This window comes from Flavisolibacter ginsengiterrae DSM 18136 (assembly GCF_059568575.1).
This window is the reverse complement of the sequence record NZ_JCANTR010000019.1, coordinates 24,804-49,726: the sequence shown is the minus strand read 5'-3', so window position 1 is coordinate 49,726 and position 24,923 is coordinate 24,804. Positions and strand designations below refer to the sequence as shown.

Annotated in this window: 15 protein-coding genes; 8 read left to right on the top strand and 7 right to left on the bottom strand. The window is 41.0% G+C overall.

Translation table 11 applies throughout. The features are described 5' to 3' along the window. Nucleotides 1-85: 85 nt before the first annotated feature. Both BP74_RS17155 and arfB read right to left on the bottom strand, forming a co-directional pair. Nucleotides 86-1,129, bottom strand: a complete 1,044-nt coding sequence (locus BP74_RS17155; RefSeq protein WP_496375923.1) for a cytochrome-c peroxidase — start codon at nucleotides 1,127-1,129, stop codon at nucleotides 86-88. A 49-nt stretch (nucleotides 1,130-1,178) separates the two neighbouring features. Next, entirely contained in the window at nucleotides 1,179-1,586 is a 408-nt protein-coding gene (arfB, locus tag BP74_RS17150) for an alternative ribosome rescue aminoacyl-tRNA hydrolase ArfB (RefSeq protein WP_496375921.1), read from the bottom strand. 52 nt (nucleotides 1,587-1,638) lie between these two features. Here arfB and dtd point away from each other — a divergent pair, with 52 nt between their 5' ends. The 6 genes from dtd (at nucleotide 1,639) to BP74_RS17120 (ending at nucleotide 6,678) form a co-directional block, all read left to right on the top strand. Further along, nucleotides 1,639-2,091: a D-aminoacyl-tRNA deacylase gene (gene dtd, locus BP74_RS17145; protein WP_496375919.1), complete on the top strand. Its 453-nt coding sequence runs from the start codon at nucleotides 1,639-1,641 to the stop codon at nucleotides 2,089-2,091. Between the two features lie 26 nt (nucleotides 2,092-2,117). Further along, nucleotides 2,118-2,507, top strand: a complete 390-nt coding sequence (locus BP74_RS17140) for a group III truncated hemoglobin (RefSeq protein ID WP_496375917.1) — start codon at nucleotides 2,118-2,120, stop codon at nucleotides 2,505-2,507. 53 nt (nucleotides 2,508-2,560) lie between these two features. After that, nucleotides 2,561-2,902, top strand: coding sequence for a nucleotide pyrophosphohydrolase (locus BP74_RS17135; protein WP_496375915.1), 342 nt, complete (start codon nucleotides 2,561-2,563; stop codon nucleotides 2,900-2,902). A 111-nt stretch (nucleotides 2,903-3,013) separates the two neighbouring features. Then, nucleotides 3,014-4,099, top strand: a complete 1,086-nt coding sequence (locus BP74_RS17130) for a YihY/virulence factor BrkB family protein (protein WP_496375913.1) — start codon at nucleotides 3,014-3,016, stop codon at nucleotides 4,097-4,099. Nucleotides 4,100-4,118: 19 nt separating this feature from the next. Further along, entirely contained in the window at nucleotides 4,119-5,153 is a 1,035-nt protein-coding gene (locus tag BP74_RS17125; RefSeq protein WP_496375911.1) for a YihY/virulence factor BrkB family protein, read from the top strand. Nucleotides 5,154-5,214: 61 nt separating this feature from the next. Beyond that, on the top strand, nucleotides 5,215-6,678 hold the full coding sequence (locus BP74_RS17120) for a glycine--tRNA ligase (RefSeq protein ID WP_496375909.1): 1,464 nt from the start codon (nucleotides 5,215-5,217) through the stop codon (nucleotides 6,676-6,678). 13 nt (nucleotides 6,679-6,691) lie between these two features. Here the strand turns inward: BP74_RS17120 and BP74_RS17115 are convergent, their stop codons facing one another. From BP74_RS17115 to BP74_RS17095, 5 genes are all read right to left on the bottom strand, one after another. Continuing rightward, the gene (locus BP74_RS17115) at nucleotides 6,692-7,453 is read right to left on the bottom strand and encodes a YdcF family protein (RefSeq protein WP_496375907.1); all 762 of its coding nucleotides are present in this window, start codon (nucleotides 7,451-7,453) and stop codon (nucleotides 6,692-6,694) included. A 41-nt stretch (nucleotides 7,454-7,494) separates the two neighbouring features. After that, entirely contained in the window at nucleotides 7,495-8,232 is a 738-nt protein-coding gene (locus tag BP74_RS17110; RefSeq protein ID WP_496375905.1) for a ferredoxin--NADP reductase, read from the bottom strand. Nucleotides 8,233-8,413: 181 nt separating this feature from the next. Then, nucleotides 8,414-8,941, bottom strand: a complete 528-nt coding sequence (locus BP74_RS17105; RefSeq protein ID WP_496375903.1) for a hypothetical protein — start codon at nucleotides 8,939-8,941, stop codon at nucleotides 8,414-8,416. 81 nt (nucleotides 8,942-9,022) lie between these two features. Continuing rightward, on the bottom strand, nucleotides 9,023-12,022 hold the full coding sequence (locus tag BP74_RS17100) for a T9SS type A sorting domain-containing protein (protein WP_496375901.1): 3,000 nt from the start codon (nucleotides 12,020-12,022) through the stop codon (nucleotides 9,023-9,025). 771 nt (nucleotides 12,023-12,793) lie between these two features. After that, nucleotides 12,794-15,730, bottom strand: coding sequence for a T9SS type A sorting domain-containing protein (locus tag BP74_RS17095; RefSeq protein ID WP_496375899.1), 2,937 nt, complete (start codon nucleotides 15,728-15,730; stop codon nucleotides 12,794-12,796). Between the two features lie 442 nt (nucleotides 15,731-16,172). Here BP74_RS17095 and mfd point away from each other — a divergent pair, with 442 nt between their 5' ends. Together mfd and BP74_RS17085 are read left to right on the top strand one after the other, a co-directional pair. Beyond that, entirely contained in the window at nucleotides 16,173-19,418 is a 3,246-nt protein-coding gene (gene mfd / locus BP74_RS17090; protein WP_496375897.1) for a transcription-repair coupling factor, read from the top strand. 116 nt (nucleotides 19,419-19,534) lie between these two features. After that, entirely contained in the window at nucleotides 19,535-24,895 is a 5,361-nt protein-coding gene (locus BP74_RS17085) for a S8 family serine peptidase (RefSeq protein ID WP_496375895.1), read from the top strand. Nucleotides 24,896-24,923: the final 28 nt, after the last annotated feature.

Here is a 24,923-nt window from a genome sequence, read left to right as displayed (position 1 = left end):
AATTTAATGGCTCATAATTGAACATTGCAATATTTTATAAGGATGTAACATTATAATGGGATAAGCGAAAGATAATGTGAAATATTTATGGTTCCCTATACCTGGGGTTATTAATATAGGAAGAATCACTAAGGGTTCGTAAAAATGCAATCATATCATTTTCCTCGGTATCCGTCAGTGTTATTCCGTTTATCAATAAAGGGTCAAGCGTAGGGCTTTTGTTGATCCCAAAACGGTAGTGTTCTAACATCATTCTCATCGCGCTCAAACGCCCGTCATGTAAATAATAAGATGTCAGATCCACATTGCGCAGGCTGGGTACCCTGAATTTTAATGAATCTTTTGGGTCTCCCGTTACTCTCATACGCCCAAGATCATTGAGAAATGGATCTATTTCAAATCCAATATTCCGGAAACTGAAATCGGTAAATAATGGTTCCCTATGACAGGTATTGCATTTATTTTGAAATACAGTGTAGCCATTTTGTTCCTCGGCAGAAAAACTTGCTTCACCTTTTTTTACCCTGTCATATTTAGCATTGGATGAAACGAGGTTAATAACAAATTGTGTCAATGCTTTTAAAATCCCCTCCTGCGTTACCTGGGGCGAACCAAAGGCTGCCTGGAACAAACGTTGGTAAGCCGTATCATTTTTTAATTTGGCTATAATTCCATTCATGGTCTCAGCCATTTCATCAGGGGCGGCGATATGAGCCAGCGAGATGGCTTCAAGAGAGGAAGCACTTCCGTCCCATTTATATACAGGATACCATGCCAAATTTGCCAGGCCCGGGGCATTCCGCAAGGTATGAGAATGATTATATCCGTGGCTCCTATCATGTTCATAGGTGGTGAACGCTGCCACCTGCTGATGGCAGGAAGAGCAGGGGAAATTGCCATCCAGGGACAATCTTCCGTCATAAAACAACTTTCTTCCCAGTAAAAAGGATTCCTCCGTTAAAGGATTATTTTGAAAATTATACACAGGATTGGGAAATCCATTAGGAACATTAAATTGAATGGGTGTAGGTCTATAGAATGAAATGGGTGTTTTACGGCAACTGTTTAACAATATGGCGCCGGAAGCTATTGAAAGGCATAAGATAACTATGACAATTCTGATTTTCAATAATTCCTAATTGTGCCCCTAATCTATTGTATTTTACTATTGGCTCCTGTTAAAAGAATTGTCCCGGGTTAAATTTTTTTCTGCCTTGTTTTATTTCAGAAGATCGTTTTTTGGATTCAAGCCTTTTTTCTTTGACCTTTCGGGATGGGCGGGTGGCAATCCGGAGTTTTTTCTTTTTTAAAGCCCCGGCTATCAACTCATTAATCTTGTTGGTTACATCCTGCTTATTATCCAGTTGGGTACGGAAGGTTTGTGATCTTACTACCAGTATCTGCCCGGAATTAATCCTGTTTGCCAGTTTATGCAGTAGCAGTTCTTTTTGGTCCTGGCTGAGCAATGTAGATGCCGGAATGTCAAAATAGCCTATGACGGCAGTTTCCACCTTATTGACGTTTTGTCCTCCTTTGCCTCCGCTACGGGTTGTTTGGAATTTTAGTTCCTGTGAAATATCGATCATATTTACCTCTGATGCAAAAATCGTGTTTCATGCTTTTAACTTCGTAACTTTTATGCGCGCTGTCATTCAAAGAGTTAACTATGCAAGGGTCACTATTAATAAGAGAGTAACCGGCCAGATTGGACCAGGCCTGTTGGTATTATTAGGTATTGAGGATGCTGATAATAGTGAGGATATCAGCTGGTTAAGTAATAAAATTGTGAACCTTCGGGTATTTAATGATGTAGATGGTGTCATGAACCGGTCTGTATTGGAGATAGGTGGCGGTATCTTGCTGATCAGTCAATTTACGCTACATGCTTCCACTAAAAAAGGGAACCGGCCCAGTTATATCAAAGCAAGTAAGCCAGCAATAGCTATTCCTTTATATGAGCAAATGATCAGGCAATTAGAAACAGACCTTGGAGCTGGTATTGAAAAGGGCATCTTTGGTGCCGATATGAAAGTTGAATTATTGAACGATGGACCAGTTACTATTCTAATTGATACTAAGAACAGGGAATAGATTTAGTTTCATCCACAAACAATACAATGCAGTATATAAGGGATATTGAGAATCGTGCAGACCTGGTTGAGCTTTTAGAGAACTTTTACAATAAGGCATTCAAAGATGAATTAATAGGTAGGTTCTTTACGGAAGTAGTTCCCCTTGACCTGGAAACACATATTCCTGTAATAGCTGATTTCTGGGAATCTGTTATCCTGGGTACTCATTCTTACCGTAAAAATGTTATGGAAGTTCACCAGCACATACATTCCCTGTCTTCCATCAAAAAGGAGCATCTCGATAGGTGGGTGGTGCTTTTCAATCTCAACATTGATGAATACTTTGAAGGCCCAAAAGCTACCCTGATGAAACAAAGAGCTGCTTCAATTGCTACCTTGATGGATATTAAACTTAACCACAAAGGCATAGGGTAAAAAACATAAGAAATTAAAAACACAATTTATTCTGATTTCAACTTGCAAATGATATGAATTCTGATCTGACCATAAAGGAAGCCCAACAAAAAGTAGATGATTGGATCAAAACCACTGGTGTTCGTTATTTCGGTGAATTGACAAACATGGCCATTCTTACTGAAGAAGTAGGAGAAGTTGCCCGGTTAATGAGTCGCATATATGGGGAACAGTCATTCAAAGAAAGTGATAAGAAAAAAGAGCTCGCTGATGAACTGGCAGATGTATTATGGGTATTGATCTGTATTGCCAATCAAACCGGTGTTGACCTGGCAGAAGCCCTTCAAAAAAACTTTGATAAGAAGAATACCAGGGATGCCCAAAGACACCGGCAAAATGATAAACTTTCAGGTTAGCCTTGGCAGGTTTTGTGAAAAAAACAGACCTGCATGTTTTATCTTTTAGATTGTTCGTTGTTGAAAATACCCTTGGCGACTTTTTTGTAGAATTATCGCCAAAAAGATCCAATGAAAAAATTTTCCGGAAAATTGGTCTGGTCAGCAATCAAATTGGCATTCAAAGGGTTTTCAATACATAAAATAACCAAGCTCAGCGCTTCACTGGCTTATTACACTGTGTTTTCTCTTGGGCCTTTAATGATCGTCGTAATTTTTCTCTGTAGTCTTTTTCTTGGGCGGGAAGCAGTAGAGGGGAACATAGTTTCGCAATTGCAGGGATTTATTGGCAGTGATGCCGCAGGGCAGGTGCAAGTCATCATTAAAAACGCCTGGGTAAGTGGCAACGGAGGTGTAGCAGCAATTATTGGAGTTATTGCTTTGCTAATTGGCGCAACCTCTGTATTTGGGGAGATCCAGGATTCGATCAATGGTATTTGGGGATTAAAAGCTTCACCGAAAGCTGGCATTATGAAATTGATAATAAGCCGGGTTTTGTCTTTTGGCCTGGTAGCCTCACTTGGCTTTTTATTGTTGGTATCTCTTGCAGTCACAGCTGTTGTGGAAGGTATTGGCGACAAATTAAGAACAGCATTTCCTGGAATAGCCATTATAATATTTTATGCGATCAATCTTTTGTTAACCCTGGTGGTCGCTTCAGTTTTATTCGCAATCATCTTTAAGGTTTTACCAGATGTGAAGCTCAAATGGAAAGCTGTATGGCCTGGAGCTCTTGCCACTTCGTTGCTATTTATGATAGGTAAGTTTGCCATTTCTTTTTATGTAAGTAAAACAGATGTTGGCAGTACCTATGGCGCTGCCAGTTCCCTTGTTATACTATTGGTATGGATCTATTATTCAGCTATCATCCTGTATTTCGGTGCTGAGTTCACCAGAAGTTATGCCCTTCAAAAAGGTGAGCCCGTGATTCCAAATGAATATGCGAAATGGGATAAAGAACCAGTAGTTCAGGGATCTAAATTAATGGGAATTACACCAGTTCCTTCAGAACAAGGAAAACGTAAACCAGTTCCTGGCAAGGCTCCACAAATGGGTTATGCAACCGCATCGCCTAAGGATAAAAATGGAGGGTTAGGCACTGTTTTATTGGGTATTGTCCTATATATTTTTAATACCTCTTCTAATAAAGACAGGTGATCGGTATGTAATTAATCCCATGGATGAGTACCGTGGCTGTCTTTTTGTAGCTTACAATAAAAAAAGAATGACCAAAAAGTTGACACTTAAAGGGGTCTGGCAATTAATTTCTGAGTCTGTTACGGGATTTACCAACGACAAAATATTTAAGCTAAGTGGAGCATTGGCATATTTTACCATATTTTCTATTGGCCCCATGCTCATTGTGATCATTTTTTTTGCTGATCTGTTTTATGGAAGAGAAGCTGTTGAAGGCACTATTTATGGCCAGTTAAGAGGCTTTGTTGGACCAGGAGCAGCCTTGCAAATCCAGGATATTATTAAAAATGCTTCTTTAAGCGGTAAAAGTCATGTAACGGCTGTTGTTGGCTTCATTACGCTGTTGGTTGGTGCTACCAGTGTTTTTTCAGAAATACAGGATTCCATCAATATGATCTGGAATTTAAAACCTAAACCCAAAAAAGGTTGGCTTAAAATGTTGATCAACAGGCTCATCTCATTTTCTGTGGTCGTAAGTCTTGGATTTATACTATTGGTATCCCTGATTGTTAACGGTGTTATAGAAGGATTGATGAACAGGTTACAGGCCCATTTTCCGGAGATGGCAGTTACGTTGGTTTACATCCTTAACCTGGTCATAACTTTTTCTGTAACCACCATACTATTCGCCATCATATTCCGTGTACTACCTGATGCCATCATTAAATGGAAGGATGTCATAACGGGGGCTATGACCACGGCTATTTTATTTATGCTGGGAAAATTTGCCATTACATTTTACATAGGCAAAAGTGATATAGGAAGCACTTATGGGGCTGCAGGCTCATTGGTGGTATTGCTGCTTTGGATCTATTATTCTGCTATCATATTATATTTTGGGGCAGAGTTCACAAAAGCCTATGCCTGCAGTTATGGTAGCCGCATTCAGCCAGATCAATATGCTGTATGGATAAAACAGGTGGAAGTGGAAGAGGGGAAAGGATCCCTGAAGCAGCACGAACAACAAATCAAAGAAGAAAACGAAAAAACCGGAGATAATATAACCGTAAAGTAAGCTTCGGACCTATAATGTGAATGTACAGTTCTCAGGCATTCAACTTATTTTTGCCGCCATTATGGCAACAGATAATAACCGTTTTCAGGCAATAATATCGCACTGTAAAGAATATGGCTACATATTTCCTTCCTCTGAAATTTACGATGGATTAGGAGCAGTATACGATTATGGACAATGGGGAAGTGAGCTTAAGAAAAATATCAAGGATCATTGGTGGAAAAGCATGGTGCAGATGCATGAGAATATAGTGGGTATAGATGCTGCCATATTTATGCATCCTACTACATGGAAGGCCAGCGGTCACGTAGATAATTTCAGCGATCCTATGATCGATAACCGGGATAGTAATAAACGCTATCGCGTAGATCATTTAATTGAAGCAAAGGCTGATGAACTGGAAAAGGATGGACAACAGCCACAGGCAGAGATCTTACTTAAGGAAATGGATACGCTTTTAGCTGCTAATGATTTTGATGGCCTGAAGACTTTAATTGAAAATAATAAGATAGCCTGTTCTGTAAGCAATACCTGCAATTGGACGGATGTAAGACAATTTAACCTGATGTTCTCTACTGAATTTGGAGCAGTTTCTTCTGAAGAAGAAGAGAACAGGATCTATCTCCGTCCTGAAACGGCCCAGGGCATATTCGTTAATTTCCTGAATGTGCAAAAGACCGGTCGAATGAAAATACCTTTTGGTATTGCTCAAATAGGCAAAGCTTTCCGGAACGAGATCGTAGCCAGGCAATTCATATTTCGCATGCGGGAATTCGAACAGATGGAAATGCAGTTTTTCATCAGGCCTGGCACGCAAAAACAATGGTACGAACACTGGAAAGCAGAGCGTATGAAATGGCACTTAGGCCTGGGCATTCCCGCTGAAAAATACAGGTTTCATGACCATGTAAAGCTGGCACACTATGCAGATGCTGCCTGTGATATAGAGTATGATTTTCCAATTGGATTTAAGGAAGTGGAAGGTATTCATTCCCGTACGGATTTTGACCTGAAGAATCACCAGGAATACAGCAAAAAAAAGCTGCAGTATTTTGATAATGATATCAACGAAGAAACAGGCAAACCATTTGGTAATTATATTCCATATGTTGTTGAAACCTCTATTGGTGTTGACAGAACGGTAATGATGCTTCTCAGCGAGGCTTATGAAGAACAGGACCTGAGCACTGATGAGAAAAAGGATAGCCGTGTGGTATTGAAATTACCCGCACGTTTCGCGCCTATTAAGCTGGCCATACTTCCATTGGTAAAAAAGGATGGCTTGCCCGAAATTGCACGAACCATTATGGATGCATGCATGGAGCATTTTCGATGTTTTTATGAAGAAAAAGACACCATTGGAAAAAGGTATCGCAGGATGGATGCAATAGGAACACCCTTTTGTATAACAGTTGATCATCAAAGCAAGGAAGACAATACTGTTACCATAAGATACCGGGATACCATGTTGCAGGAAAGGATACCGATTGATAAGATCAGGGAAATAGTATTGAAGGCCCTTTAATGACTTCAAACATTTATCCTTTGCCCGAGATCTTGTAAACTGTGATCCCCGCAATTTCTTTGATAAGGTTTTCCCATTTATTTATGGCCAGGGAAGAAGGAAGTAAATAATCCTCCATAAAGTTATTCCCGACATTCCTTGAATCAAAATCACAGGGATAGGGTGTTACCTGTACATGTTGCTTTTCAAACGCAAGCTTTGCTCTTGGCAAATGCATGGCTGAAGAAATCAATAAAAAAGGACCTTGTAATCGTTCTGACTGGATGATTGCCCTGGAATTTATTGCATTTTCTACTGTATTTCTGGAGCTGCTGTCAGTTAATATCTTTTCCTGCGGAATTCCTAAGGTCACCAGGTTTGCTTTAATAAAATTGGCCTCCTTAAAATCGTGTTTTGTTATATATCCATTGCCGGCAGCTATAATTATCCGGTCTATTGTCCCTTTGTTATAAAGCAACGCAGTTTGAATGAACCGATCGCTGGCTGCGTTAAAATATCCCTTGTCATCATTTTTATTGTAAGATACAAATCCACCAAGCACTATACCGGCAGTAAAATGAGCATTAGTTCCGGGATCAAAAGGTTTTTCTTCGTAATAGTTTAGTACTTGTCTTATAATAAAGGGATTGCTGAAAACTATAAGAAACAGTAGCCCCAATTTAAATAATAGTTGCTTCCTGGTGGCATTGGATTGAAATAAGGCAATAATAAAAATGGCTACTATCCATACTATTGGCCTGAGAAAAAATAAAATAACTTTTAATAAAACAAACATAGACCGGCGAAGATAATTACTGAAAGGAATACCGGTTCTGATTATCCATAAAGCTCCAGGTGAATGCTTTTTTTATCGTATCCAAGTGTTTGTATTCTTTGTTTGGCTTCGTCAACCATATTTTTCCAGCCACACAGATAGAAACCTGCCTCCCTTAATGATTGATCATTCTTTTTTTCATTTACCAGGTTTTCGTAAACAGAATGAACATACCCGCAGCAACCTTCCCATTGATCCCTGGAAAGTGTGGGTATATAATGAAAGCCTTCTATCTCCATTTCAAGTCTTTTCATTTCATCCATATACAATAGGTCCTCTCTTTTGCGGGTGCCGAAAATGAGGTAGATGTCTTTATGTGGAACATGATGTTCCTGGATATAATGTATCATGCTGCGAAAAGGAGCAATGCCTGTACCGGTGCAAATAAAATAAAGATCCTTTTCAATGGGATCAGGTAGTGTGAATACCCCCTGGGGTCCACGAAGTATTAATTCCAATCCAACTTTACCTTCCTGGAATAAATAGGAAGTTCCTTTACCCCCTTCGAGTAAAACAATCAACAATTCTATCACATTTGTCCCATCCGGCCATGATGCAATGGAGTAACTTCTCCATCTTTTATTGGGCTTATCATGAATAGGCAGATCAATGGTTACAAATTGCCCCGGAACAAAATCAAAAGACTCCATCTCAGGGATCTGGATCCAGAAACGTCGTGTATTTGAGGTCTCTTCTTCTATCCGGGTAATAACACCTGTCCTCCAGGGTGGAGCTGCCATAAACTTGTTTTAACAATTTGGAAATACCTGCTGATTAAAAATTGCGTTTGTAAGTTATCCACAATTTTTCGCTATTGGCACAGAAGTTGAAAAATATATCCGTGAAAAGACGATAACAAACACTCAAGATATTTAGTCGGACGGTTTAGGTTAAAGGCCGGTATTCTTACCGGCCTTATTTTTATTGTAATACTATAGGATCCAGTATCTTGATCTTCTCCTGGACTGCATAATAGAATTTTCCTGCGTACTTATACACCAGCACAATTTCATTTGTTTCTGCTTTGGCTTTAGCCTTTGGAAAATCCTTTCCATTAACAGCAACAGCAGGATCCAGCTTTATTACTTTATTATTCGTTTTAGGCACCAGGGTGATGGTTTTGGAATATTGCGGTAATTCTCCTGTTGATATTTCTACTGGCGTACTGTTGACCGCTGAAGTTTTAATTCCATGTCTCTCTCCCTTTATCCAGAGTTCAACAGGATAGATCCTTAGTTTTTTAGGTCCTTCCAGGTAAAAAAGGTAACTGTATTTTGTTTTTGGGGTGATCATCGTTTGACTACCATTTTCCTGGATGGAGACTTTTGGCATTACACCACCCGTAACGGGTCTTGCATAGGCATATAACTTTACATCCGACCTGTTTTGCGCGAACAATCCTGAGGAAAGTAAAATAGAAAGCGTAAAGAGTAATAAAAAATACTTCATAAACCTGTTGTTGAAATGGGATAAGGTAAATTATAGTATTTGAAGCAATTTAGAGATGAATGTTTGATGTGCGTTGGTTCTTTAACGCTTAATTAATTTTTGTACGAATCGATGTCTTCCATCAATTGTATTCAGTATCAAAAAATAAACACCTTTTGACAGCCTGCTCAAATCAATATCACCATTTGTATAAGCAGTTTCCCGGGAAAGTACCATTTGACCTCCACTGTTGTGTACCTGGATTTTTAGTTTTTTGATACCTGGTATGCTGCCCACCTGGTATAAAACCCTATCGCTTGTGATAGTGGGGTATACTTTAGAAATGAAACTGGTATCATTATTCACAGGTTCAATGCCTGTCCCTACATCACCGTTAAAATTCGGCGTTCCCAGAAAAGTATAATACATGCCATTTCCATGGGTGCCAACTACCATAACATTGTCTGAAGGACGGTATGCCAGTGATTGAACCACGGCAAAGTTTAAAATATTATTGCCCTCACGCTGCCAGGTTGGTGCTGTTCCTGACAACAGACCAGCGGCAATATCGCTAGCACTGTAAAGACCTACAGAAGTGCCGACATAATACTCTGTAACTGGATTGTTACCTGCGTCTTTTTTAACCACGATCATGCAGCTACGTATAGAGGGCAGCGTTAAATTACCTTCCGCTACTTTCCATGTTGGCGTTGCTGTTTTAGCATTGTTTGTCCACCATATACCTATAGCGCCGTAATTGGAAACTACTGCCATGATCTCATTGTCATCATTGGGATTGACCGCAATATTCTGCACATTACCCTGCAAGCCAGCTGGTGTAATATCTACAGGTGTACCCGTTGCCGGGAAATTTCTTGGATCATCTATTCGGAAGATTTTCCCCTGCCTGACGTTGGTGGTCGCATCCAGGTCAGGTGTTGTACCAATGTATAGCGCATGATTGGAATTATACGGCCCCCTGCTAAATGCCATTGCCCTGATTCTGATATTTCTTCCGCTTGTGGAATTGGCTGCATTGATGGCCTGGGCAACACCTGTTAATTCCGTCCAGCCCGAATTGGTACTGGTAGTGGAAGCCGTGGTAGTTCTGAAAAGGCGGTTGAAATTGACATAGTACAAATCTTCTGTGTTATCCGGATCAAGTTTAAAATTCGTGACGAATTCACCAAAGTCAGATTCAGTCGGAGGATCTGTACTGGCTGTAAGGTTGGGTGGGCGAATTTCCGTGCTGCTGTTCAATGTGGGAAATGGTGTTCGCCTTAATCTCCCATTTTGTATGCCATAATAGATATACTGTGTCGAACCAGTAATGTTTGAAAAGCCTACTGAATTTCCATCTCCACCTCCTGACAATATCCTGTGATTATTGCTATCTGCAGGGGGGGTGCCAAACAGGCCGGTTTGATCCCTGACTGTTGTTCCATTATCCTGTGCTCCACCGGCAAAGTTGTTTTTACCCCGTATGGGATCAATGGCTACATAATAATATTGTAAGGTCTGGTAATTATTGACGATGCTCCATGTAACAGTTGCAGCAGAAATATTAGTGGTTTTATGTAAGCCTCCGTCATCTGCTGATATGCCCTCATTTACATTAACCGGGTTAAAGGCAAAATTGTGCATATCTGGATGGCTGTTAGGGTAGATCGCAGGATTCTGGGTCGTGATATCATCCTGCCTGTAACCACCTATCCAGGATGTGTTTGCGGTACTGGCAAATCCATCTGTACTCCGGTAAAGGTTAGTGCCGCCAAGTATAACAAAATTGGGATCATTGGGTTTTATGGTGATACACATATCATAACCTTCCTGGATACTATAAGGGTCAACTCCTGCAAAATTTCCACCTGGAAAGTCGGGCATGTTGGCAGACCGGTTGGTCCAGGTAAATGTATTGCCATTGATATCCAACCGGAACAAGTCGCCCTCTGGTTGACCATTATCGCTGAGCAATCCATTCTCATACAATACATAGGCAACATTTTGATTGGAAGGAGCAAGGCCTATAAGAATCCTTTTTGAATAGTATGTGGTTCCCGAAAAAAAATTGTAGGCATTTCCTCTCCAGCCCTGGATAGAATCTACATTAAGTGTTTGTCCGCCTGCAATTCGGGTATATGAAGCCAGGTCCCCGTTATTGGAAACCCAAACGCCTCTTAAGCCTACATCCTGGAATCCACCATTGACTGCCAGGAATATTCTACCGGCATTGGTAATGGCTACATCCATTTGACCATTTTCCGGTGTCGCGCCTGTAGTGCCTCCAAACACTGCTTGGAAGGAAGTGCCTCCATCCTTGGAGCGGATCAACCTGCGGTGTGCGGCAATATATAAATCACCATTGGCCGGGTTCACGGAAAGCTTGTGTACAAAATCAAAAGGATGGTCAAATAATTCAAGTGATGTACCTGAAGCTGCATTGCCAGGAATATCCGTAAAATTTGTAAGGGAAAGTTTGGTCCAGCTGGCTCCATTATTAACTGATTTCCATATTCCCCATCCAAGGTATTGGGTCAGGGCTATTATCCCTGTAGAATTACCAATTGGCTCACCCCCACCTGCGTACCATGTGTCCTGGAAACCAGGCCTTGGGTCCTGGACAACGGCGGTTACATTGTGAATGTCATTTTCAGGCGAAACTCTTATCCAGGTGGCACCTCCATCTGTTGATCGCATGATACCACCGCTGACGCTACCCGAAATGATCACTTTATTGGTGGTGCCATCATAACGAAGGTCATACACCAGTGCCCTGGTTCTTCCCCCTACATTATTAGGACCTGCAGGGATGTAATTATTAAGGGCATCCATGCGGTATTGAATTCCGGAATTCTCCCGAACGGGTAGTCCTTTGGCAAACAGGAGTTCCTTTTCAAAAATATCCTTCGGGATCTGCCCGGTTTTAGGATCTTTCAGCATGTCAAATTCGTACCTGGCCCTTTCTGTGGTATAGGAGGCTTCAACTTCCTTCTCATCTAAGCCTGAGATATGAACTGCTTTAATGCTTTTTATGTTAGGGTAATAAATAACAAGGCTAAGAATCACCAGAACGGTTAGTACTGAATAAAAGAAAGTTTTCATTTCATTAATTTATGCTCCCTGGTATAAACGGGTTTTGATACTGCCCTGGTTTCAAATTGTCTGGATCTATATACGTGAGTTTACACACAAAGGTTTCAATAAGGAAAGCTGGATACAATCACAATGCAATTTTCATGCTTCCCTAATTACCCGGTCCTGATCTTATACACACAGCAATATATTTATTAAAATAATTGCATATGTGTGTACGGATACTTATGTAAAGGCTGGTGTATTCCGCTACTATCTTGTGAATGATACGATACCTTATAACCTGGCAACTTTTCTGACATGAAATATTAGTATATCACTACCCAAATTGGAATTGTACAGCTCCTAATTATCAACTAGTATGAGCCGCCTTTGAAACGCCTTTGAGCCGTGTATGAGCCGCCCCTTTAAAGAGGCGGTACAAACACGGTGCATACCCTAGAGGAAGGCTGGTAAAGTCCGTGGTAAAATAGGTGCTGCCCATTTTCATCTTACAAGAAAGCCACTATTACCAGGCTTGCAATCCTATTGATTTACCAATTGTGTCTTATTTATGGCTATGGCTATGGCAAGGTTGCTTACTGCAACTTTCTGTAGTAATGTGTTGATAACCAACAGTTTTAAAGATCTTATATTTCACTGGAACATTCTATATATCAGATTATAAATGTGGCAGTCAATGAATATAAAAATGAAGTCATTGTATTGAGTAAATAGTAACGTCAAAAGCATTATAAAGCAGGTAGAAAAAAGGCTGCTTCATTGGAAGCAGCCTTTTTTCTAATTTTTAGAGATCTTCTGTACATGCCGGTATTTGCCGTCACTGCTAGTTATCTGAAGAATATAATTTCCCCGGGAAAGGGTGCCTATCCTGACCGAACCATTTTGATACGCCTGCTGTGCCTGGCTTATCTTTTGTCCATTCATGCCAAACAGTTCGACTGATATGTTTTTGATGCTGTACATATTTCCTGTTTTGAAAAACACTTCATCACCTGAAAAAGTTGGATAAACCAATCTGATAAAATTCTTATCGTTAGTAACGGGGTCATTGATACCTGTAATAATATTATTATCCAGGACCACAGCGTCACCTATGCTGGCCACAAATGCTCCATTACCATGTGTACCTACTAATAATGTATTGTCCTTTTGCCTGTTGACCAACGACCGGACAAGAGCCTTTTTAATCATCCCGGTTCCTTCATTGAACCATTGAGTGCTGGCCCCGGCAATGGTTGTAGTACTATATAAACCGACAGAAGTGCCTACATAATATTCAACGCCGCTATTCTTTACCACTATGGCACAACTCTGGGATGATACTGTACCCAATGCGCCATCAATTACCTGCCAGGTTGGAGTTGCAGCCGTAGCATTCCCAGTCCAGAATATATTGTTTACAGTTACCTGTTGACCACTTGAATTTACTCCATCATAGTTCGAAACGACAACAAGGACCGTATCAGGGTTTCTTGGATTGACGCTTATTCCTGCAATATAGCTTCCCTGTAACATGGAGGCAGGTGTGATAGAAACAGGTGTTGTTGTCGTATTGGTGTTGGGGTTATTCAGTCGATAAACTTTACCTGCAATAGTGCCAAAGTATAAATACTTGGTTCCATTCCTTGATTTACTGATAGACATTGCAGAAAACTCTTCGCTGGTTGGAATGGTGTTATTGACACCAGTCATATCTGTCCAACTGGAAGAAGTAACTGTTGATGCTGTTTTTGTTCTGTATAATTTGTTTTTATTGTTATAATACAAATGATCGGTTGAATCTGGATCGTTCACAAATAATGTCAGCCATTGTCCATTATCTTTTTGACCAGTGGGTGTAATGTCGTTTTGATTATAATCAGTCAGGTTAATACTATTGCCTGAAACCTGCCAGGTTAAATTGCTCCTGTATATTGCACCCTGCACCACAGTCATATACCAATATTGTTTCCATGTATTACCAGTTTTAAAGAACTGGCTCACTGCTGCTGCAGCACCATCACCTCCAGTTAACTGGATATGATCAAGACCTGTACCGGGGTTGAGATTGATATAGGTTCCATTATCCTGGGCTCCGCCAATAATAAAATCCGCTTCAGTATCCTGCTGTATGTTTACGAACTGGTATTGAATGGTTTGCAGATTTGTATTTAATGGTGTCCATGTTACTGTATCAGCCATGGTGCTGCTGGTGGTTTTGTGAATACCTCCATCATCAGCGGTGAACATTACATCGTTGCTGCCCGGGGGAAAGTAGATGCCATGGATGTCAGGATGATGATTGGGATAAATAAAATTTCCTGATGGAAAAAACCCTTTGCCATATCCCCCGACTCTCCTGAACTTCAATGCGGGATCTGTCGTTGCAAGATTGACTCTTTCTAATACGGAGCCGCCAATAAAAAGAATATTATCATTATCAGGCTTCACATTGATAGACATGTTAAAGCCACTGAATTGCGTGGTGTAAGGATCAATGCCTGCCTCGTTGTAATCAGGTTCATCCGGAACATAACTGTTTAAATTTGTCCACGTGTAGGTAGCAGAATTTCCAGTAGAAACATCAGCCCTGAATAGATCAGCTTCGGGGACCGGCACTGCATCGCTGGCTGATTTGCCATTTTTATACAGTACAAAAAGTTTGTTGTTCGTGCTATTTAAAGCGAGTACAATTCTTTCCCAGTTAGGATAGGATTGCCATCCGGGAATTGAGTCTGTCTGACCCAAGGCACCACCTGCAATTCTTTTCCAGGATCCCACATCTCCAGATGCGGATTCCCATACACCTGCAAGGCTTCTGTCAGGATTTGCTCCACTGATGGCTGCATATATTTTAGAACCATTAGATGATATTATGACATCTGACATTCCTGCTGATGCAGTAGCCGGAGAAGGACCTTCCAATACAGCCTGCCAGGTTTGACCTCCGTCTGTTGATCGCATGATTCTCCTGTGTACTGCGGCATACACATTACCATTCAATGGATGTACTGCAATCTTATGAACCAAGTCAAATGCATTATCTAACTGGTTCTCATTATTATTAAGGACGGTGAAGGACAATTTGCTCCAGCTGACACCATTATTGGTGCTTTTAAATATTCCAAATCCAAATGTTCCGTTTGATACATCCTGGGAACTGATAGGATAGAAGGCTTCTCCTGTTCCACAATACCAGGTATCAGGATTAAAGGGATCCTGGGCAATGGTTGTAGCGCTGCGAATATCATTTTCACCGGAAACAAATGTCCAGGTGGTTCCACCATCCGTGCTCCTGAATATGCCACCCGTTACCCCACCCGTGATCATAATGCTTGGATTGCGTTTATCAAAAGCAAGGGTTCTGCTTCTGCCCCCTACATTATTGGGTCCAACACTTTCATAAGTGTTTTGAGCCAGGACAGAACCTCCACGCCACAAAGCACTATTGGATTCCCTGGAAGGGATATTTCTAACTGATTCCAATTCCAATTCCCGGATATGTGCAGGAATCTTACCTGTCACAGGGTTGCTGAGCATCTTATACTCGTGTGCCATTCTTTCTGCAGTGAATTCTTCATTTTCCTCTTCCGAAGGTTGCTGTGCAGAAAGTTTTAAGGAGGATGGAAAAACAAAGTTCTTCCCGGACTTTACCATTCCCTGGCGATACAGTAAAAAAGGAGTACAGACTACCAGGAATAAGATAACCCTGGCGGCGGCTAGTTTAAAATTCATTTGGATAGTCGGTTAATAGAATAATAGTTTTGGTCGAATACAACGATTGCGAAGTGGTTTATTATCAAATCGGTCAGCCATTCTTCCTGGTGTTTATTCGATGCCATAGCAATATAAGGAATTCAAAGAAAACAGGTGAACAGATTAACTATCTGTTGAAAGATCTGTTGGCTGTTAACATTACATTAATCCTTAATCCCTGAATTTAGGTCATGGCGGTCTATCTTTGCTGTTCTTTGGATGTAAGAGGAGCTAAGAGAACATGAGTTTTGGTGAGTTATTGAATAAATATGAAAGTTCTTCCAGCCTTTTTCAATTGGCGGACAAACTTTCTTATGCCCCAAATGAGTCTGGAGGGCAAAAAATATTTTTAAAAAACTTAAGGGGAAGTTCATCCCAGTTTGTTGCAGCTTCCATCTTTCTACACCCTTCCTGCAGTCAAATGAACCATGTTTTCATTTGTAATGATGAAGAGGATGCTGCCTATTTTCATAATACCATTGAAAACCTTACACAGGCCTTAAACATACAATACTTTCCTTCTTCTTTTAAAAACAGAAAGAACTTCAGCCTTTTGAATCCTTCGCATGTTATGCTCAGGACCGAGGCGCTTTCTAAGTTTTCATCAGGTACTGGCGTAAGGGTGGGTGCTTTGGTCACTTACCCCGAAGCATTGTTTGAAAAAGTGGTCGTATCCAGGGCTATATCCTCTAATATTATCCATATAAAAACAGGAGATGAACTGGCTCTTGATGACCTGTATGCCCGGTTGGTGAATTATGGATTTGAAAGAACGGATTTTGTTTATGAACCAGGCCAGTTTGCCGTAAGAGGAGGGATTCTTGATATTTATTCCTTTGGCAATGAAAAGCCATACAGGGTCGAATTGTTTGGTAATGATGTGGATTCCATCCGAATTATAGACCCTGAAACACAATTAAGTGAAAGAAGGTTGTTACAGGTAAGTATCATTCCCAATGTTGACCTCCAGTTTGATAATGAAGAAAAAGTATCGCTCCTGGAATTTCTGCCGGAAAATACGGTGATCTGGATCCAGGACGAGGAATTGGTACGGGAAAGATTGCTTACATCTGAAGAAGACCTTGGACTTTTCCTTAACTCCTATGATCTAAAGGCGAAGACAAAAGAGTCAGAGCAGGAAGATAAGATGTTCAAAAAGGAGATCAACCTGAATGAATTTACATCAGCATCAGATTTCTTTTTACAACTCCATCAAAAGCACGCAGTCTATTTTGGTCATGCGGTTCCAGCAAATAGCCAGTATGAAATAGAGTTTCATACAAAGGAGCAACCAGCTTTTAACAGGCAATTCGAATTATTGATGAAAGACCTGAAAAGCTGGGAAGCAAGGGGATTTGAATTGAATCTGTTTGCGGAAAACCCCAAGCAGCTGGAACGCTTGTATACTATCTTCCAGGATTTGAAAGAAGAGATTCATTTTAATCCTATCGCTACTTCCATACATGAAGGTTTTATTGATGAAGACCTGAAGATCGTATGTTATACAGACCACCAGATATTTCAACGGTATCATAAATACAAGGTTAAGCAGGCATACAATAAGAATAAGGCACTGACCTTACGTGCATTGAGGGAATTACAGCCGGGCGACTTTGTAACACATATAGATCATGGTGTAGGGGTATATAGCGGGTTGCAGAAAATGGAAATAAATGGTAAGCTGCAGGAGGCAGTAAGGATCATTTATAAAGACAGTGATATTCTCTATGTCAATATCAACTCACTTCATAAAATAGCTAAATATACAGGCAAAGAGGGAACTATTCCCAAGATCAACAAGTTAGGCAGTGATGTATGGAACCGGTTAAAGGAAAAGACAAAGACAAGGGTCAAGGAAATAGCATTCGACCTGATCAAACTATATGCACAACGAAAGGCCCAGGAAGGATTTCAGCATGCACCTGACAATTATATGCAAACAGAACTGGAAGCTTCATTTATTTATGAGGATACTCCGGATCAAAGCAAGGCAACCGCAGATGTAAAAAAAGATATGGAATCTCCTTCACCAATGGACCGCCTGGTATGTGGAGATGTAGGTTTTGGTAAGACTGAAATTGCGGTCCGTGCTGCATTCAAAACTGTTTTAGATGGCAAGCAGGCTGCCATATTGGTGCCAACAACTATTCTTGCCTTTCAGCATTTCAAAACCTTTAGTGAGCGGTTAAAAGATTTTCCTGTTACGGTGGATTATGTAAATCGCTTTAAATCGTCAAAGGAGAAAAAAGATACCTATAAAAAGCTGGAGGAAGGTAAAGTTGACATCATCGTAGGTACCCATGCCATCCTGGGAAAAGATGTGAAATTTAAAGACCTTGGATTACTGATCATTGATGAAGAGCAAAAATTTGGAGTAGCACACAAAGAGAAGATCAAAACATTAAGAACGAATGTTGATGCTTTAACGCTTACGGCTACACCCATACCGAGGACCCTTCAATTCAGCCTGATGGGAGCCAGGGACCTTTCCATTATCAATACCCCGCCTCCTAACAGGCAACCAATCCAGACTGAAGTAAGGGTATACCAGGAAGATTTTGTCAGGGATGCGATTTACTTTGAGACAGAAAGAGGAGGACAGGTGTTCTTTATACATAACCGGATCCAGGGATTGGCTGAAATGTCGGCCATGATCCAGGGACTATGTCCTGACCTGAGTATTGGTTTTGCACATGGTCAAATGGAAGGGCATGAACTGGAAGAGCGAATCATGGATTTTATTGACAAAAAATATGATGTGCTGGTATGTACCAATATTGTTGAAAGTGGTGTGGACATACCTAATGTAAATACTATCATAGTAAATAATGCCCACCAGTTTGGTTTGAGTGACCTCCACCAGTTGCGTGGCAGGGTTGGAAGAAGTAACAAAAAAGCTTTCTGCTATTTATTGGCTCCCCCCATAAGTACATTGCCCACAGATTCCAGAAAACGCCTGCAAACCCTTGAACAGCATAGTGAATTGGGTAGTGGTTTCCAGATCGCTATGCGTGACCTGGATATCCGTGGTTCAGGAAATATGTTGGGTGGTGAGCAAAGCGGCTTCATGGCTGAAATCGGTTTCGAGATGTATCAAAAGATTCTCGACGAAGCCATCCGGGAATTGAAGCGAACACAGTTTAAAGAACTGTTTAAAGAAGAAATATCCAGGCAGGATGATTTTGTACAGGATTGTACAATTGATACAGACCTGGAGATACTTATTCCGGATGATTATGTGGAAAGTATTGCAGAACGGCTTTCATTATATTCCCGACTGGATAATTGCGAAACAGAGGAAGAACTGGTTGCCATGGAGCAGGAGATGGTTGATAGATTCGGACCATTGCCGCCGCAGGTGCAGGAATTATTTATAACTGTCAGAAGCCGGAAGCTGGCAGTGGAACTGGGCTTTGAACGAATGATCCTTAAAAACGATGCCCTTAAATGTTACTTTGTCAACAAGCCGGACTCTCCTTATTTTGAATCGGAGACCTTTAATGCAATTCTTCAATACCTGCAAACTGGAACAAATAAGGCAAGGTTAAAGCAGGTTGGTAAGCTTTTCATGATCGTTGTGGAGCCGGTGCATGACATGCAGGATGTGTACGGCTTTTTACAAAGAATGCATACGCAAGTGATTGCAAAGGAACCTGCGCAAGTTTAAACACTATTCACTTTTAAATATTATTCGTGCCACAGCGTAAGAAGCTTTTCTACAGAGGCTTTGATATACAATTATTATTTATTTTCTTTATTTTTAGTTTAAGAACTGCTATATCCATGAAACTGAACCGACTGCCAATCCTTTGTACCCTGTTATTTTTATCTGCTATCGCATTCGCCCAAAATAATCCCAATACCATATTTCTCAGAAACAGTACTTTAACTCCAGTTCAAAATATCAGGCAGGGCTACATGGATACTTTGAATTCAAGAATGGCGCGGTCAAACAATAAAGCACTTGTTCTTATCCAGTTTGATAAATTGCCAACAGAAAATCAACGTAAAGAACTGCTTTCTACCGGGGTCGAGCTGTTAGAATTTGTATCGGGAAATGCCTATACAGCTACCATCAATGGAAATTTAAGTGCATCTGCATTGTCGAGGGTCAAAGCGAGGTCTGTTATGGAAATCTCGCCCGAATTTAAAATGAGTGCTTCACTTGCTAAAGGTCAAATTGCACCCTGGGCAGGCAGGGTGGCTGGCACTGTAGACATTTGGGTAAGTTTTCCAAAGTCCTTTTCAATAACTGAGGTATTAGATGCTTTAAAAGCACAGAACATAGAGGTCTTATCTCTTAACAACCAGGCTTACCATATTATTGCTTTACGTATTGCAGTGAGTCGCCTCAATGAACTGGCAGCATTTCCCTTTATTGATTATGTGCAGCCAGCTCCACCTGAAGACCAGCCACTGAATTATAATGATCGTACTGCCTCAAGAACGAATCTGTTGAATGCAGCTATTGCTGATGGTGGCAGGGGTTTAAATGGCGAGGGCATTGTAGTAGGAATTGGAGATAATGCAGATATCCGGTCCCATATTGATTTCTCAGGACGTGTTATCAATCGTGCAGCTGTTACTGCTTCGGCTCATGGAATACATGTAAGTGGAACATTAGGAGGCGCCGGAATTATCAATGAATTATATCGGGGGTATGCACCTAAGGCAACCATTGTTAGCCAGGCTTTTTCAGGAATACTGACAAATGCAGGAACCTATATTAAAGATTATGGAATGGTAATCACCAATAATTCCTATGGTGATATTATTGAGTGTGATTATAATGGTTCGTATGATCTTACTTCCCGAATACTTGACCAGATGGCATTTCTGTATCCAAACCTGGAAAATGTTTTCGCTGCAGGAAATAGCGGTTCATCTTCATGTGTTCCTTATTCTAAAGGGTATAGAACGGTACTGGGTGGATATCAATCAGCCAAAAATGTATTGACGGTTGGTGCCACGGATGATTCAGGATCGATAGCTTCTTTTTCATCCCGCGGGCCTGTAAGAGATGGCCGGACCAAACCTGATATTGTTGCCATGGGTCAAAAAGTGTTATCTACCTGGAGTAATAATATCTATTCCTATAATAATGGTACAAGCATGGCAGCTCCCTCTGCTTCCGGATCCCTGGCTTTATTGTACCAGCGATACCGGCAATTAAATAATGGAACAGATCCGAAAAATGGATTAATGAAGGCACTGCTTTGCAACGGAGCCGTGGATAGGGGAAATGCAGGACCAGATTACCAATATGGTTTTGGCTGGATCAATGTGTTGCGAAGCATGGAAATGCTCGAAAACAGTCATTATATAACAGGTAATAGTATTCCTGGCACAACAAATTCTCATACCATATCTGTTCCTGTCAACACGGCTCAATTGAAGGTGCTGTTGTATTGGAATGATCCGGCAGCTTCATTAATGAGCCGGCAAACACTGGTCAATGACCTAGATCTTCAAGTGCTGGATGCATCATCGGCAACGGTATTACCTAAATTACTAGATTCCACAGTTGCTAATGTTGGGAATACAGCTTCCAATGGAGCAGATCATATCAATAACATGGAACAGGTAGTGATTGATCAACCTGCTGCCGGTAATTATACGATTAAAGTTATTCCCACAGCCATCACACAGAATTCATCCCAGGAATATTTCCTGGTGTATGATCCCATCCCAATTCAATTAAAGCTTACAGCTCCGGCAGGGGGGCAGGGCCTTGTTCCAGGAGAATTGACCAAGATCAGTTGGGAGGCGTATGGTTATTCTTCAGGAACCGTTTCTTTGGAATATTCAGCAGACAATGGGGTTAGTTGGAACAGTATTGCATCGGGTGTAGATATTAATCGTGCGTTTTATACATGGACAGTACCCAATCTACCATCCAGTAAAGGTGTAGTAAGAATAACTAAAGAGGGCTCCGGAGAATCGAATTCTACCAATTCTTTTGTTGTATTGGCTCTTCCTGTGGTTTCCCTGGCACCGGTACAATGTGAAGGTTATATTAACCTTGCCTGGACATCAGTTGCGGGTGCAACAGGTTACGAGGTAATGAAATTGGAGGGTGATATTATGAAACAAGTTGCCATTACCAATAGTACCAGTTATACTTTAAGCGGACTTTCAAAAGATAGTACCTATTGGGTTACTGTACGTTCTCTCCTGGACGGTAAGGCGGGTAGAAGAGCTTTGGCAATTTCCCGAAAACCTGATTCAGGTTCATGTAGCGGAAGTATTTCAGATAATGACCTGGAGCTGGAAGCGGTGACGGCACCGGTAACAGGAAGAAAATTTACAACTTCTGAACTATCTGCAAATACCCTAATTACCATCAGGATAAAAAATCTTGATGATGCGACTCAAACAGGTTTTGAAGCCAAATATTCAATCAATGGTGGTCCCTGGATTATGGAGAATAGCACGGCTACCATTAATAGTAATGCTACTTATTCTTTCACTTTTAATACCACAGCAGATCTTTCTTCACCGGCTACCTACTCAATTGTAACTGTAGTAAAAAATGCTGCTGGTGACCCGGTCAGTAAAAACGATACTTCCCTATTAATCGTTAAGCAATTAAACAATCAGCCAATAGATCTCGGTCATACATTCACAGATGACCTCGAATCTGCATCTTCAAAGGAATACAATGATACAACGTACGGTTTTGATGGTGCAGATCGTTATGATTTTATTCCAGGTACATCAGTAGGTAGAGCAAGGACTTATTTTAATTCTGGAATTGCTTTTTCAGGTTCCAAAGCTGTTACTATAGATGCCGACAGGGTTTATACAGCAGGAAACAAAAATTATTGGCAAGCGACTTTTAATCTGGGGGCATACGATACAACCACAAGTGATATCCGGCTTGATTTCCAATACCTGAATCACGACCAGTTTTTAAGTTCGGATAACCGGGTATGGATCAGGGGTTCTGAAAACGATCCCTGGATAGAGGCTTACAATTTGGATGATCATAGCAACCCTGGTCAATATACAAAAACGTCGAGTATTGAATTGTCTGATCTGTTGTCCACCTCAGTTCAAAACTTTAGCAAAAGCTTCCAGGTAAGGTGGGGCCAGTTTGGCCAGTTGCCGGCCACGGATAAAATGTTTGCCAACGGGTTCACATTTGATGACATCCGGCTATACAAAGTATTTAGCGACATGCAAATGAAAAGCATAGATGCACCTTTCTCTTCCAGTTGCGGATTAACCAATGCTACTTCTATAAAAGTTTCTGTTCGAAACAGTTCCACCAATGTTATTACCAATATACCGGTACGTTACCGGATCAATGCAGGTCCCTGGGTTACCGAAGTGATCCCTTCCATAGGAGCTAAGGAAACTTTACCGTTTACTTTTACAAGTACCGCAGATCTTTCCTCCTTTCAATCCTATACCATACAGGCAGTGGTAGACCTGGACAATGATAGTTTTAAGGATAATGACACGGCAACCTATGTTGTAAGGAATGCACCTGTAATCTCCTCCTTCCCTTATCTTCAAAACTTTGAAAATTCTGACGGGAATTGGTATGCAGGAGGAATAAATAGTTCCTGGGAATATGGAACTCCGGTATCCAACAAGATAAATCGGGCTGCAAGTGGAGCAAAAGCATGGAAAACCAGGTTGTTGGGGAATTATAATGATAACGAATATTCTTATTTGTACTCACCGTGCATAAATGTTACCGGGCTGGTAAATCCTACCCTGAGCTTTAGTGTTGCTATGGACATTGAAGATTGTGGTGCCAATATTTGTGATGCAGCATGGGTGGAATTTTCTGTAGACGGAATATCCTGGTATAAGCTGGGAACTACAGGAAATACAACCAATTGGTATAACCAGGCAACGGCACAGATGTGGAGTACCCAGTCGGCATTCAAGTGGCACATGGCTACTGTTCCATTACCTACAGGTGCAAGCCGTTTACGCTTGCGGTTTGTTATGAATTCAGATCCTGGGGTGACCCGTGAAGGGTTGGCCATAGATGACATACATATATATGATAATACAAGTGGTATCTATGATAGCGTAACACTTGCCGCACCTGTAATATCCAATGTTTCAGGTAGCAATTGGATTGACTTCAAATCTGGCGGAAAACTTATCGCTTCCCTATTGCCATCCGGGCAGGATTTAGGAAAAACAGCAGCACAGGTATTTATTTCCAATGGGAAGGCCAGGAATTATAACAACCAATATTATCATAACAGGAACATCACTATTAAACCGGCAAACAGGTCATTCAATGATTCAGCCATTGTGCGCTTTTATTTCCTTGATAATGAAACAGATTCCCTGATCAATGCTACTGGTTGCAACAGTTGTATAACACCGCTATCAGCCTATGAATTAGGAGTCTCTGCCTATAGCGATAAAGACACTGCCTTTGAAAATGGATCTATCTCTGATGATCAGCAGGGAACCTGGAACTTTATCCCGGCTAATAAGCTGGCTTTAGTGCCATTTGATAAAGGCTATTATGCTGAATTCAAAGTGAAGGGATTCTCGGAGTTCTGGCTGAGCCAGGGAGGTTTTGATAAAACCACTCCACTTCCGGTCAAAATGATGGATTTTCAAGTTCAGAAGGGGACAGGCTCAGATGTATTATTGGCCTGGAAAGTGGGTAGCGAATCAGAAGTGTCCCGGTATGTGATAGAAGTTGCGAGGGGCGAAGCTCAAATGCAGGCTGGTCAGTTTGAATCTATTGGTATAGTTGAAAGCCTGGGTAATACATTTCAGCAGCGTACGTATAATTTTAATGATGAAGAACCGGGCAAATTAGGCGTTCAATACTACCGGATCAAAATTATAAATGCCGATGGAAGCTATTTTTATTCAGCGATCAGGTCAATCACATTTGATCAGGCTGTGCTGTGGCGGGTGTATCCCAATCCTTCCAAAGGAATGTTCCAATTGATCTACCAGGTCAATGCCGGGGAAATTTTCGTTGCATCAGTATTTGATTCTAAAGGCAGATTGGTTTATTCAAATAAAATAAATGGTACTGGATTCATTCAAAAGTTTTCTTTGGACCTTACCTCGCCTGCTTTTGCCAAAGGGATTTATTTGCTCAGTGTCAAATGGAACAATAAGTATCAAACCTTTAAGCTGAATAAATTTTAGCAGGTTTAATCCAATAAAAAAAGCTGCC